This is a genomic window from Chryseobacterium tongliaonense, from assembly GCF_041224435.1.
Classification (GTDB): domain Bacteria; phylum Bacteroidota; class Bacteroidia; order Flavobacteriales; family Weeksellaceae; genus Chryseobacterium; species Chryseobacterium tongliaoense.
In genome coordinates this window covers 836,285-849,905 of sequence record NZ_JBGFFD010000001.1, presented here as the reverse complement: position 1 = coordinate 849,905, position 13,621 = coordinate 836,285, and the positions used below count along the sequence as shown (strand labels likewise).

Below are 13,621 nucleotides of genomic sequence, written 5' to 3'. Positions count from 1 at the left end.
AAGCATATCAACCAACCACACAAATGTTTTGTGTGGTTTGGCGTTAATATTGCAAAGCATTACTTTAGTTGAAAAGATTAAATACATGAAAAACTGGATCCCGTTGCTATTATTGCTTCTCGTTTTATCATCCTGTAAAACACGAAATGCCGCAAGGAAAAACAATACCGGCTCTATCAAAGACAGCACGATAGTAATTGAAGACAATAACAATCCTAAAGATGTAAATAAACCGGTAACGGATAAACTTACATTCTTTGAACATGTTATTATTCCGCCAAAATTTGACCAGATTAAAATCAACAGTAAAGTAAATGTAGAAACAGGAAGTTTTGTTCCTACCCTCGATGCAGTTATTTATATTGAGAACGATAAGAAAGTCTGGATGAATTTAACGGCCTTATTCATCGGTGTCGCAAGAGGAATTGCAACTCCTGAAGGGGTAAAAGGTCTTGACAGAACCAGCAAATCCTATATCGATTCAGATTTTGATTACCTTAATAATTTACTGAACGTTAATTTCATCGATTATAAATCTCTGGAAAAAATTCTGATGGGAAGAACGTTTGTGAAAATCAATGACTCCCAGTTTTCCCTTACACAAAATGCACAGGGATTTAAAATGTCTTCAATTCAAAATCAGAAAATTGTTACTGACGAAAAGACCAGGGAATATAAAATAGTTTTGGATTATGATACGAATTACGATTTATTAAGCGTTAATCTAAAGGATGTTTTGTCTCCGGATGAGCTGGAAATTTCCTACAGCAACTGGGATGAATATAATGGAATCCGTTTACCAAAAAATGTTAAAATAATTATAAAAGGTTCAAAAACAAGTCAGATTCTACTAGAAAATACGAAATTTGATTTTTCGAAGATGGAAACACCCTATTCAGTTCCAGCCAATTATAAGAAAATTGAAATTAAATGATTAAAAAATTTAGCTTTTTAATAGGTATTTTGCTGTTCTCATTGCATTATGGGCAAAAAAAAGAGCAGTTACAAAAGCAGAATGCTGAACTTAAAAAACAAATTGCACAGATAAATTCAGATTTAGCAAAAACAAGAAATGAATCTAAGCTTTCTATAGCTTATCTCAGTAATGTAAATAAGAAACTGGCTTTAAGAGAGAAGGTTTATACCAATACTCAAAAAGAAAAAAGATTCATAGAGGATGACATCTATCTTCGTCAATTGGAAATCAACCGACAAAATAAAGAACTGGCCGTACTCAGAAAGAATTATGCTGAGGTTTTGGTAAATGCATACAAAAATAAAGGCGTACAAAATAAAGTGACTTTCATTCTTTCTGCCAAAAATTTAGGGGAAGGAATCAGAAGAGTCCAGTATCTGAAGCAGTATTCAGACTATCAGGATAAAAAAGCTGCTGAAATTACAGATGCCGCCAATAAAATTAAAAATACCATTGCCCAAAGGCAAAAATCAATCAAAGACAAAGATCAGCTTTTGGTAAATCAACAAAAAGACCTGACAACCATTAATGCTGAGAGGGCCCAAAAGGAACAATTGGTTGCTGAATTCAAGAAAAACGAATCTAAACTTACAGTTGAACTTAAACAAAAACAAACCCAGTCTAAAGCGCTTGAAGGACAGATCAGAGCTATTATTTTGGAAGAAATAAGAATTGCCAAGGCAGAGGAAGAAGCCAGAAGGAAAGCAGAAGCAGAAAAAATCCGTTTAGCAAAAATTGCGGCCGAAAGAGAAAAAGCAAGAATTGAAACTGAAAATAAAGCAAGAGCCGAAGCACTGGAAAGAGAGAGAAAACTGGCCGAAGCTGAAGCTAAAAGAGCAACGGAACTGGCAGCTAAAAGAGCTGAAGAAGAAAGAAAACGTACGGAAGAAGCTGCAAGAGCCGAAGCCAACTCAAGAGATGAGGCACGAAAAATAGCAGCAACAAAAGCCTCAGAAGAAGCCAACAACAAAGCAAAAGAAGCAACCAAGAAACTGGCAGATGCAAAAGCGGCAGAAGCAGCTCTGGCAAAGAGAAAAGAAGATGAGAAAAAAGCAGCTGAATCTAAAGCGATGACCAACTTCGGAGTCTCAACAGCGGCTGGAAGTAACTTTGCTGATAATAAAGGAAGATTAGGTTTTCCGGTTGATAAAGGGCAAATCACTCACCGTTTCGGAAGACAGCCGCATCCGGTTTTCAAAAATATCATGGAAGAAAATAACGGGATAAAAATTTCTGTACCATCAGGAACACGGGCAAAATCTGTATTCCCGGGAACAGTATCGTCTGTACTGGCAAGCAGTGACGGTACCAAAACAGTCATGATAAAGCACGGAAATTATTTCACCATCTACTCCAATCTCGGAAATGTAAATGTATCCAAAGGACAGCAGGTTTCAGCAGGTACTGTGGTGGGAACAGTGGGACAGGATTTCGACGGTTCTTATACGCTTGATTTCCAGGTATGGAACGGTAGTACACCGGTTGATCCATTAGGTTGGGTTTCTTATTAAAAAAAGACTAACTTTGCAAAAAAATCAGAGATGCAAACACTAACAATACTTGCCTTATCTTGGCAACATATCCTTATCGTAGCAATCCTTCTTGTATTACTTTTCGGAGGTAAGAAAATCCCGGAATTAATGAGAGGTGTAGGTTCAGGGATCAAAGAATTTAAAGATGCTGTAAAAGAAGAAGATAAACCGGGTTCTGAAAACAAAAATTCTTCGACTAACAATAATAGCAACTAAAAAATTCTTTATCACTCAATGAATTTTACAGAGACTGCCTGGAAAGTCTTCAATAAATCTATTGAAGAATACCACGTACTTGATGACGTTAACGCTCTAGTTAATAACCCGTTTGAAAAAGACAGTTTGGAACGGATTTTGTATGCAAAGAACTGGATTGATACCGTTCAATGGCATTTGGAAGATATAATTAGAGATGAAAATATTAATCCGACTGACGCTCTTCAATTAAAAAGAAGAATTGATGCCTCTAATCAACAGAGAACTGATTTGGTGGAATTTATAGACAGTTGGTTTCTTAAAAAGTTTGAAAATATAACTCCTAAACCTGAAGCAAAGATCAATACGGAAACCCCGGCTTGGGCCGTAGACAGATTATCAATACTTGCATTAAAGGTGTATCATATGTCGTTAGAAGCCAATAGAGATTCAGCTTCTGAAGAGCATCGTTTAAATTGCCAGGCAAAATTAGACGTACTACTTATTCAGAAAGAAGATTTATCAACTTCTATTAATCAGTTGCTTACTGATATTGAAAACGGTAACGTTAAGATGAAAATATACAAACAAATGAAAATGTATAATGATGAAAGTCTTAACCCAATCCTTTATCAAAAGGGGCGACAAAAATGAAACAATTATTTTTTATCGGATTAATACTCATACTAACTTCTTCCTGCGCAACGGAAAAATTAAATTTTTCTCCGCTGTCAAATAATTTTTATAGTGAGGCTAAAGGTTCTGATTCAGATAGAGGGGTAAAGAAAAGTATTGACATCAATATTAAAGAAAATGTTAATGCTTCCGAAATATCCAATCTGATTTCTACCTTTCCCAAATTTAAAAATCCCAACCTGAATGAAGAAGTAACTACTTTAAAATACAGCCTTCAGAACTATTTATATGCAATTGATGCCAACAATATTTCAGGAAAAAACAGAGCAGTGAAAGACTTTGAGAAATCTTATAAAAAAATTCAGAAGCTAAGACAGCACCTTAATAAGGATGATGATGAAGTACTCAACAGATATCTGGTAAGAATAAAAACCAATGTTTCTGTGATTGAAGACTCTCTAAAAGGAAATTAAAAAACTAATTGAACTAATTAATTAATGATTAAGATTCAGGCGGAAGCCAACGTTCCTACAGAACACGGCTCTTTCCGAATGATTGCTTTCTCCGAAAACGAAAACGACTGGATGCCCCATATGGCTATTATAGCCGAAAATACAGATTTTTCAAAACCTGTAAATGTACGTTTCCACTCAGAGTGTATTACCGGAGAAGTTTTCCATTCTAAAAAATGCGAATGCGGACAGCAATTAGATGCCGCAATGAAATATATCCATGAAAATGGAGGGATTATTATTTACCTTCGCCAGGAAGGAAGAAATATTGGAATTATCAATAAACTAAAAGCTTACTCATTACAGGAAAAAGGATTTGATACTGTAGAAGCCAACTTACAATTAGGCCTTCCCGCAGATGACAGAAACTTTGGAGTAGCTATTGAAATTTTAAACTTATTGAACGTAAAGGATATTAATTTGCTGACCAATAACCCTGAAAAGGTAAAATATGTAACGGAAAGTAATATTCATCTCAATTCGAGGATTCCTTTACAGATTCCTGCCAATGATATCAGCAGAGGATATCTGAAAACAAAAAAAGATTATTTCGGGCATCTTCTGGATGACAATGATAATTAACAAAACACGATAAAATCAAAAGCTCCGGGATTTCTCCCGGAGCTTTTTTAATTATAAAAAATTGAAAAGATATATTCTTAATTCTTAGTCTTAATCTTAGACTCATCAATTTTGTAATACTGGATTACACTATTGTAATCGTTATAATCAACCTTAGCATTTTTACCCGCACTTGCTGGAACTACCACCACTCTGAATCTCTTGTTGGTATAATACGTTGGATTAGCGCTTAAATCTAATGTAGAGTTTACATTAATCCCGATATCATATTTACTGAAGTCAAATGAATAATCTACAGCAGTATTATTATTGGTGAAAAACGTGTAAGGCAATAATCTCCAGATCGGCGAATTATTGTTTGTAAGACCCGTCTGCAAATAAATCAAAACCACATCTGACTCTACCAAAGGCGTATTGAACTCATCAGAATACTGATATAAGTTGTTATTCGTCTTGCTGAAAGTCGGAGTAATATCGTATGCTACCGAATACGTATCATGATCTACAAAATTGCTATTGTCATTATCATCATCACAGCTATATATGAATAAGCTCACAAAAGCTAAAAGTAAAATTGGAAGAAATTTTTTCATTTTTATAAAAAGTTTAATTATTATTGATATGGCATATTCAAAACATATACCAAAAAACTCAAAAACATTGTTTTCATCATTTTTTTTAATCGTATTTTTGTTCATATTCAAAAGTTATGAGCAAAATAGTTTACACTTCCCTATTCATATTTCTATTCATCAGCACTAAGATTACGGCTCAATACCAACCTAAAAATATATCTCAGACCGATTTAAGTAAAGCGCAGCAATGGGTTAACACTACCTATGAATCACTTTCACAGGACGAAAAACTGGGGCAGTTATTCATTGTAGCTTTATATACCAATAAAGACGAAAACCATATCAATCAGGTAAGAAACATCGTGGTTAACGATAAAATAGGAGGGTTGATCCTGATGCAGGATGATGCAGCGAGAGAAATCAATCTGGTGAATGAGTTCCAGCAAAAATCCAAAGTACCATTGATTATCGGTATGGACGCAGAATGGGGATTGTATCAGAGAATTGCAAAGGCTCATAAATTTCCGTGGGCAATGACTTTAGGAGCTATTCAGGATAAAAGCTTAATTGAGCAGATGTCTGCCAAAATTGCAGAAGACTGCCATAGAATGGGCATTAATTGGGACTTTGCCCCTGTTGTGGATGTCAATACCAACCCAAATAACCCTATCATCGGAAACAGAAGCTTTGGTTCTGAGGTAGATAATGTGATCAGTTCGGCTTTATCTTATTCAAACGGACTTCAGAATAACAATATTCTTGCTGCTATTAAACATTTTCCCGGACATGGTGACACCAGTACAGATTCACACCTTGATTTACCGGTAGTTTCCCATCAGTTAGACAGGTTGGATGCTATAGAACTTGCTCCTTTTAAGGCTTTAATGAACAAAGGAATCGGCGGCGTAATGGTAGCTCATTTATATGTTCCGGCTTTAGAATCAGGAAAAGGGATTCCGGCTTCTGTTTCCAAAAATATCATCACCGGATTATTAAAAGAAAAATTAGGCTACAAAGGTTTGATTATCACCGATGCTTTAAATATGGGAGCTGTTGCCAATAAATATCAGCCGGGACAGCTTGATGCACTGGCTTTCAAAGCGGGAAATGATATCATGTTATTCTCACAAGGTGTTTCAGAAGGGAAAAAATTAATTCAGAAAGCAATTGATAATGGAGAGATTCCACAATCGAGAGTGGAAGAAAGTGTAAAGAAAATTTTACTGACAAAATATTTCCTGGGATTAAATCAGTACAGTCCGAAAAACCCGGAGAATATTAATTCTGACCTGAATAATGATTCACATAAAACATTAGTTCAGAACCTGTATTCAAATGCTTTGACCTTAATAAAAGATGATAAAAAACTACTTCCCCTTACCGGAAAAAAAATCTATTATGTTCCGTTGGAAGAAGCTCCTTATCAGACATTCGCAGATCAGCTAGGTTCAGATGTAATCATGAAAAAAGCCAGTGAAATCAATACGATTCCTTCACATACAACAGTGATTGTAGGTTTTCATAAAAATAATTCCACAGCGTATAAACCTTACAAGATATCAGCAGAATCAAAAAAGATCCTGGCCGATTTAACGAAAAAGCATAAAGTAATATTAAATGTTTTCGGAAGTGCTTATGCCCTGAAAGATATTGATATTTCTAAAATTTCAACCGTGCTCGTTTCTTATGAGAACAATGACGATTCGATGACAGCAACAGCCAATGCTCTCAACGGAAAAACGAAAATATGGGGAAGACTCCCGGTTTTAGTTAATGACCAATTAAAAGCAGGAACGGGAATCGATCTGAATCCCACTTCAGCCTCCTCAGATACAAAAGTGAATTCAACAGTATTTACAACATCAAAACAACAATAAACTAATGAAAATAGGCATACTTTGCTATCCAACATATGGCGGAAGCGGAATTGTAGCGACAGAACTAGGGATGTCTCTTGCCAATAAAGGCTATGAGGTTCACTTCATAAGCTCGGCACTTCCCGCAAGATTAGATATTACCAACCCAAATATCTTTTTCCACAGGGTTAATGTTCAGACCTATCCCCTTTTCCAGTATCAGCCTTATGATATTGCGTTAAGCTCAATGATTTACCGTGTCGTAAACCTGTATAAGCTGGATCTGCTTCATGCTCATTATGCAATACCTTATGCATATGCCGCTTTTACAGCAAAACAGATGCTTCGGGAAGACAATAATGATATCCCACTGGTAACGACTCTTCACGGAACCGATATTACATTGGTAGGCCAGCATCCAAGCTACAAACATGCAGTGGAATTTTCCATAAATCAGTCAGACGCTATTACTTCTGTTTCCGAAAGCTTAAAAAAAGATACCCTTCAGTTCTTCAATATCAAAAAGGAAATCCAGGTTATTACCAACTTCATTGATAATTCAGAATTTGACGAATGTAATGAATGCCAGAGAACCCAGTTTGCCAATCCGGATGAGAAAATTTTGATTCACGTTTCAAACTTACGTCCTGTAAAGCGGGTTGATGAAGTACTTCAGATTTTCAAAAACGTTCAGAAGAAAGTAAAATCCAAATTAATCATCATCGGAGAAGGGCCGGATATGGAAAAAGTAAATCAGTTCCTGGAAGAAAACCCTGATCTGATCTCTAAAATCCGCCTTCTTGGAAAGGTGAATGACTTATACAGAATTTTACAGCTTTCCGATGTTTTCTTACTTCCGTCTGAGCAGGAAAGCTTCGGTCTCGCCGCATTGGAAGCGATGGCAGCCTACACACCGGTAATCAGCTCCAACGCAGGCGGAATTCCTGAAGTAAATATTCAGGGAGAAACCGGATTTTTAGCTGAAATCGGAAACGTTGAAGCAATGAGCAACTACACGATCAAGCTCCTGAGCAACGAAGAACTTTTAACCAAAATGAAACTAAATGCGAAAGATCAGGCCATAAAATTCGATTTGAAAAACATTCTTCCTATATATGAAGAAATGTATAAAACAACCATAGAAAATTTTAAAAAGGAGTTGTCTAAAGTATAACACATCTGTTATATTTGTCAGACACTCATGACGGAAAAACTACTTCAATATCTTTGGAACTTTAAGGTTTTCAAAAATTTTGACTTCAAGGATATTGAAGGAAATTCCGTTGAAATAATAGATTTCGGTAAATGGAATACAGATTCCGGACCGGACTTTCTGCAGGCAAAAATTAAGATCAGGGATTTAGTTTTAGCAGGAAATATCGAACTCCATATCAAATCCTCCGACTGGATTTTTCACAATCATTCCAAAGATCCCAACTACCAAAATGTCATTCTTCATGTTGTTTTTCAAAATGACCTGGAAATTGAAGAATTTAAAAATAAAAATATTCCTACTCTTGAACTGAAAGATTGTATTGATTTAGACATTCTCTGGAAATACGAAAAACTCGTCAATGAAAATAAGTTTATCCCCTGTGAAAGTATTTTCAGCAAAGATCATATTCCTGTCAATTTTCATGAACAGAACGTCTTAAAAAAGCTGGATGCCAAATCTCAGGAATTGGAAAAAAATCTGGAACATCATAAAAATAACTTTGAGGCAGTCTTATTTCACAATCTGGCTTATTCATTCGGGCTTAAAGTGAATGCTTTTATTTTCAAACAGATTGCAGAATCTATCGATTTCTCTATCATTAATAAAATCCGACAGAATACAACTCAGTTCGAAGCTCTGCTATTTGGAATTTCGGGTTGGCTGGAAGATCCCATGGATGATCAAATGAAGATCTGGAAAAGAGAATTTAATTTTGTAAAAGCTAAATACAAAATCCCTGATTTAAATATCCATCCTAAGTTTTTAAGGCTCAGGCCACCAAATTTCCCGACAATACGACTCTCACAATTAGCCGACCTTTATACTCAGCAAAATCTTTTTTCAAAGATCATTCTGCCTAAAAGCTTAAGTGAATTACTGAATGTTTTCCAGAGCATCAAAGCTTCGGATTATTGGGATGATCACTTTAATTTCGGTAAAATATCAACGGTTAATCAACCTAAAACTTTAAGTAAGGATTTTATTGAGCTCATTATTCTCAACACCGTTCTTCCTTTAAAATATACTTATCATAAACATCATCGTGTGGAAATTGCCGACGAGATTCTGGAATTTTATAAAAATATTTCTCCGGAAAAAAATTCAGTAGTTGATTCCTGGAAAAAATTAGGTCTGAAAAGTAAAAATTCTCTGGAAACCCAAAGCCTCATTTATCATCATAAAACCTTTTGTGAAGAAAAAAAATGCTTAAATTGCAGTATTGGATTTAAAATTTTAAAAGATTCTTCAAATGTTTGATAATATCCGTCATAAAATGGAAAGAGAATGGTTTGGCGTACTTACGAGAATGGGTGCCAAGCTCGGCATTCCTGTATCTAAACTGAGAGTTTTCTTTATATACTCTACATTTGCTACGGCAGGATTTTTCTTTTTAATTTATCTAGGTTTAGCATTTACTTTGTGGATCAAAGATATTTTCATCACCAGAAGACCAAGCGTTTTTGATTTATAATATGGAATTTTTAACCATCACTTCATCTGAAGATTACAGAGTACAGGAAATCTATAATTCTTACTCAAGCACTTTCCCGGCAGAGGAAAGAAGAGACTGGGATAAATTTATCAGTCTATTTACCCATCCTAACGTGAAAGTAATTTCTGTTCTGCACGAATCAAAAACAATCGGTTACCTGATCATCTGGGAGCTGAGCAATTACACTTTTGTAGAACATTTCGAAGTTTTTGCAGAATACAGAAGCCAGAAACTGGGATCACATGTTACCGGATATTTATTCCGCAATTACCCAAGAATTATCCTTGAAATTGAACCTGACCATCTGGGTGATGATGCCAAAAGACGGTATTCTTTCTACCAGAAAAACGGATTTAAATTGATTGATGAAATGTATGTACAGCCAAGTTATGGCGAAGGTAAAAAGCCTCTCGACCTCTGGCTTTTATCCAATTACGCTCCTGAAAACCTGCAGGAAGTCAAAGATGAAATTTATGATATTGTTTATCATTAAAATATAAATACCGGAGAATAATTTCCGGTATTATTTTATTTCCCACAGATAACACAAATTTACAAAGATGATTATGTTTATCTCGATCCGCTTAATCTGCAAAATCCGCGAGATTAAAAAAGTCAAAGTCAATTAACCTTTACCACGGAAGTTAAAAATGAAATTATGATACTGTTTATCATTAAAATATAAATACCGGAGAATAATTTCCGGTATTATTTTATTTCCCACAGATAACACAAATTTACAAAGATGATTATGTTTATTTCGATCCGCTTAATCTGCAAAATCCGCGAGATTAAAATCAATATTTAAGTTTAATCCACTTCATATTCCAATTTAATCGTAATACTGGCTTCTTTCTCCTTGGATGATGTATTGAAAGTACCACCATAAGAATAGTCTTCATTAGAATTCGGTGCTGTAATCTGAATAACTCCCGTTGAAGCTTTTTTTAGATTTCCTAAATGACTTCCAGCATTTTCAGCAATTTTTTCAGCCCGCTCTTTTGCATCTTTTGTTGCACTTGCAATCATCTCCTGTTTTACACTTGATAATTTGGTATAAAAATAATTCGGTGAAGATGATGTGAATTCCACGCCCCGGTTAATGATTTCCGTAATATTTCTGGAAAGGTTTTCAATTTTGGCCACTTCCTTACTTTCAATAGAGACTTTCTGGGTCAGGTTATATCCTGAAAACTCGCCCTGAACATAGTTTCCATTGGAATCATTAAAGCTTCTGAATTGCTTTTGAATATCTACTGATGAAAATACAATCTCATTTTGCTTAATGCCTTTTGAAATCAGATAATCATTGATGATTTTCCGGTCTGTTGCCAATTCATCATAAGCAGATTTCAGATCAAAATTGTTTTTCGAAAAACTTCCGGACCACGTAATCAGATCTGAAGTAAATTGTTTTGTTCCAAGACCTGTTACCGAAATGGTATTTTCAGACTTATTTCTGTTTTTAATTGCGTTTCCTAAAAGCCCGAGGCCAATAACAAATCCGAGTGCACCGATAGCAATGGCAATAATATTTTTGTTCATAAAACATTGTGATTTTGTTAGGTTATATTTTTAAAACTGGTTTGTAATGAAAATATTGCATCAATTTCCATTCCGAAATTTTAAGATTTTTTTAACAAACTTAAGGTTTAGCTGTTTTCAATCTTTCCAGAAAAGCAGGTATCATTTCTTCCAGCCTTAACAATGCTCCTGACAGGTTTTTTGCTTTCACATAAGTACGGGTTTGCGGTTTTTCGACAAATGAAAACTCTATAAATTCTGAAATTCTTTCGGCAGGGATTCCTGCTTTTGTAAAATATTCATCATCTACCCTGTTCCGGATCCAGGCAATATGTTCCTGTAAATCATCATATCTATACTGGCGTTTCTGCCTTCTTGCTTTTCCGCTGATCAAATCATAAACTCCCTGAACATTCAATTGCCCTAAAAGTATAGGAAGCAATACCTGTTTCACTTCAGCAGGTGTTTCCCTCATTTTCCCGACCGGCTGAGGAAGACCAACTGCCTCTTCAACAATCTTTCCTTTATCAATTTTTGCCACGGCCCTGGAATCTTTCTCCAAATCGCCGCTGGGTTTCTTTTGAACTTCCACTTCTTCAATCAACTCAGGAGTTTTAATCATGACAACAAACAAATAAGGATTTGCTCCGCTTGAAAGTACTTTCCCGGAAACTCTTTCATAGCCTGTCTGCACAAATCTCAGTTCATTATTATTGAACGCCTGAATAGAAAATTCCCCGGAAGAATTGCTGTAAGCTTTGGTATCTGTGGTAACATTGAGAATGGTCACCCCACTAAGTCCTATATTGTTATCATCGGTAATTTTTCCTGTAACCGTCTGCTGTGAAAAGGCAAATTCACATAAGAATAAAAGTATAAAGAAAAAGGAAGCTTTCATTTTTAATTTCCAATGATGTTGGTTTTACGGTATTCTTTGAATGCTATTTTCAATTCCGATTCAATGATATGGCTTTTAAAATCTTTTCTGTATTTTTTTGCCAGCTCCCGGGTATCATTGGCATACACCAGAAACTTATCAATCTGCTCTTCATTCATTCCAACATCTGTCATAAAATCTAAATTGATTTCCAGCTTAATCCTGTTTATAAAATTAATGGTTTCATTATAATTAGCCTTGGTTATCTTAGGTTTTACAGCTTTCTTTATGAGTCCAACGCCTGCAAGAAAAGTTCTGACCAAATCAATTTGTCCTGCCGAAAAATTATGTCCTGTAAACGTTTGGGAAATTGTATTTTTAGGTAAAGGCTCTTTTAAAGGGCTTCGCATATAATCATTCATGGAAGACTCCAGCTCTGCCAGTCTTTTCCCTTCGCCATAATATTTGCTGTCCTTTTCTAAATTTCCGGTAGGCTGATAGGAAATCTTAACTTCCGGAATAAGCGTTTCTGTTTTTAAAAGATGAATATAAAGTGGTGAACTGAAATAATCTCCGCTTATCTTTTTATCAGAACGGTAATACCCTTCCTTTACAAATCTTATTTCATCATTTTCTTCAGCTTCAATGACAAACTGCCCCGAAACATCACTATGGGTGCTCTTATTATTGGAAATATTAACAATCAGTACGGCATTGATATTCATTTCATTCTCATCAACAATCTTTCCGGTAACGGTATGCTGTGAAAATACATCAGCAAACACAAAACAAGGAATGGCGTACAAACTTCTGATCATTTGATTTTTCATCCGTAACTATCTTTGAGTTTGAGGTGCCTTGTAAGATGAAATTCTCGCTAATACCACCCGTTGAAACCTCATCAAATCGGAATCACTGCAATACCCGTATTTCAGGATATTTTTCCTTTCAAAACCAGCTCTCAGGACATAATAAATAAAATGCTGAATCTGGGCCTTTTCTATTTTTAAATCTGTAAAATACTGATCACCCAAACTGGAAGCCAGGTAATTCATCAGATCCACATCATCCCATTTATTTTTAACTTTCCCTACTGAAAAGCCCTGCCCTTTCGGCTGTACAAATTCACCGGCTTTTGCGGCAAGAATTCTCGGGTCAGATTTTTGGACAATATAACGGTCTATGTCTTTCGCCAGCTTTTCGACTTTTTTAGGCCGGTTCAGGCTTTTGGAATCTATTTTTAAATCTCCGGTAAGCCCTCTGGTAACTTCTACTTCAGGGATTAAGGTGGTCTGCCGTATCAGGCTGATATTGATGGGTGAGTCTATATTGTCTTTAGAAATCTTTTTTACCGTCCGTTCATAACCGGATTTTACAAAACGAAGCTCATCATTCACCCTTCCTCCAATCATAAAATGCCCGTTGGTATTGGTAGAAACGCGCTCATCAGTTCTTATATTGATCACGATAACATCCGGCATTTCGATATTTTCTTCAGTAGTTACCTTCCCAAAAAGATAATCCTGGGCGTTAATCTGAACAAAAAAGAGAAAGGATAAAAGAAGGAGTAGTTTAATTTTCACGAATAGTTTTTTATAAGGCAAAGCTAAAGTTATTTTTAATTTATAACATAAGTTTAACCACAGTT

General features: G+C 35.4%; 16 protein-coding genes. 11 read left to right on the top strand and 5 right to left on the bottom strand.

Annotated features, from left to right (window positions below; translation table 11 throughout):
• Positions 1 to 85: 85 nt before the first annotated feature.
• The 6 genes from lolB1 to ribA are packed head-to-tail and all read left to right on the top strand — an operon-like array spanning position 86 to position 4,433.
• Entirely contained in the window at positions 86 to 934 is an 849-nt protein-coding gene (lolB1, locus tag AB8P06_RS04005) for a lipoprotein insertase outer membrane protein LolB1 (RefSeq protein ID WP_369838172.1), read from the top strand.
• Positions 931 to 2,487 carry a peptidoglycan DD-metalloendopeptidase family protein gene (locus AB8P06_RS04000; protein WP_369838169.1) on the top strand — a complete coding sequence of 519 codons (1,557 nt, stop codon included), beginning with the start codon at positions 931 to 933 and terminating at the stop codon, positions 2,485 to 2,487. The genes lolB1 and AB8P06_RS04000 overlap by 4 nt, the downstream gene beginning before the upstream one ends.
• 30 nt (positions 2,488 to 2,517) lie before the next feature.
• Positions 2,518 to 2,724 (top strand): twin-arginine translocase TatA/TatE family subunit, encoded by a 207-nt coding sequence (locus AB8P06_RS03995; RefSeq protein WP_007846988.1) that lies wholly within the window; start codon positions 2,518 to 2,520, stop codon positions 2,722 to 2,724.
• A gap of 18 nt (positions 2,725 to 2,742) precedes the next feature.
• Positions 2,743 to 3,357 (top strand): DUF4254 domain-containing protein, encoded by a 615-nt coding sequence (locus AB8P06_RS03990; protein ID WP_369838166.1) that lies wholly within the window; start codon positions 2,743 to 2,745, stop codon positions 3,355 to 3,357.
• The gene (locus AB8P06_RS03985; protein WP_369838163.1) at positions 3,354 to 3,812 is read left to right on the top strand and encodes a hypothetical protein; all 459 of its coding nucleotides are present in this window, start codon (positions 3,354 to 3,356) and stop codon (positions 3,810 to 3,812) included. Before AB8P06_RS03990 ends, AB8P06_RS03985 begins: the two co-directional genes overlap by 4 nt.
• 24 nt (positions 3,813 to 3,836) lie before the next feature.
• A complete protein-coding gene (gene ribA / locus AB8P06_RS03980; RefSeq protein WP_369838160.1) occupies positions 3,837 to 4,433 on the top strand; it encodes a GTP cyclohydrolase II in 597 nt (198 codons plus the stop codon).
• 77 nt (positions 4,434 to 4,510) lie between these two features.
• On the opposite strand, the gene AB8P06_RS03975 is transcribed toward ribA, so the two are convergent.
• Positions 4,511 to 5,026 carry a hypothetical protein gene (locus tag AB8P06_RS03975; protein WP_369838157.1) on the bottom strand — a complete coding sequence of 172 codons (516 nt, stop codon included), beginning with the start codon at positions 5,024 to 5,026 and terminating at the stop codon, positions 4,511 to 4,513.
• A gap of 116 nt (positions 5,027 to 5,142) precedes the next feature.
• On the opposite strand from AB8P06_RS03975, the gene AB8P06_RS03970 reads away from it, so the two are divergent.
• From AB8P06_RS03970 to AB8P06_RS03950, 5 genes are read left to right on the top strand one after another with little or no spacing between them, the layout of a single operon-like run.
• Entirely contained in the window at positions 5,143 to 6,885 is a 1,743-nt protein-coding gene (locus AB8P06_RS03970; protein ID WP_369838154.1) for a glycoside hydrolase family 3 protein, read from the top strand.
• A 4-nt stretch (positions 6,886 to 6,889) separates the two neighbouring features.
• Positions 6,890 to 8,038, top strand: a complete 1,149-nt coding sequence (gene bshA, locus AB8P06_RS03965) for an N-acetyl-alpha-D-glucosaminyl L-malate synthase BshA (protein WP_369838151.1) — start codon at positions 6,890 to 6,892, stop codon at positions 8,036 to 8,038.
• A 27-nt stretch (positions 8,039 to 8,065) separates the two neighbouring features.
• Complete coding sequence (locus AB8P06_RS03960; protein ID WP_369838149.1) at positions 8,066 to 9,337, top strand: DUF2851 family protein; 1,272 nt, start codon at positions 8,066 to 8,068, stop codon at positions 9,335 to 9,337.
• Entirely contained in the window at positions 9,330 to 9,551 is a 222-nt protein-coding gene (locus tag AB8P06_RS03955; protein ID WP_034712816.1) for a PspC family transcriptional regulator, read from the top strand. Before AB8P06_RS03960 ends, AB8P06_RS03955 begins: the two co-directional genes overlap by 8 nt.
• 1 nt (position 9,552) lies before the next feature.
• A complete protein-coding gene (locus AB8P06_RS03950) occupies positions 9,553 to 10,065 on the top strand; it encodes a GNAT family N-acetyltransferase (RefSeq protein ID WP_369838145.1) in 513 nt (170 codons plus the stop codon).
• Between the two features lie 317 nt (positions 10,066 to 10,382).
• Here AB8P06_RS03950 and AB8P06_RS03945 read toward each other — a convergent pair whose 3' ends face one another.
• From AB8P06_RS03945 to AB8P06_RS03930, 4 genes are all read right to left on the bottom strand, one after another.
• Positions 10,383 to 11,117, bottom strand: coding sequence for an SIMPL domain-containing protein (locus tag AB8P06_RS03945; protein WP_369838142.1), 735 nt, complete (start codon positions 11,115 to 11,117; stop codon positions 10,383 to 10,385).
• 100 nt (positions 11,118 to 11,217) lie between these two features.
• Entirely contained in the window at positions 11,218 to 11,994 is a 777-nt protein-coding gene (locus AB8P06_RS03940) for a carboxypeptidase-like regulatory domain-containing protein (protein WP_369838140.1), read from the bottom strand.
• 2 nt (positions 11,995 to 11,996) lie between these two features.
• Complete coding sequence (locus tag AB8P06_RS03935; RefSeq protein WP_369838137.1) at positions 11,997 to 12,803, bottom strand: hypothetical protein; 807 nt, start codon at positions 12,801 to 12,803, stop codon at positions 11,997 to 11,999.
• A 6-nt stretch (positions 12,804 to 12,809) separates the two neighbouring features.
• The gene (locus tag AB8P06_RS03930; protein WP_369838135.1) at positions 12,810 to 13,556 is read right to left on the bottom strand and encodes a hypothetical protein; all 747 of its coding nucleotides are present in this window, start codon (positions 13,554 to 13,556) and stop codon (positions 12,810 to 12,812) included.
• Between the last annotated feature and the right edge of the window lie 65 nt (positions 13,557 to 13,621).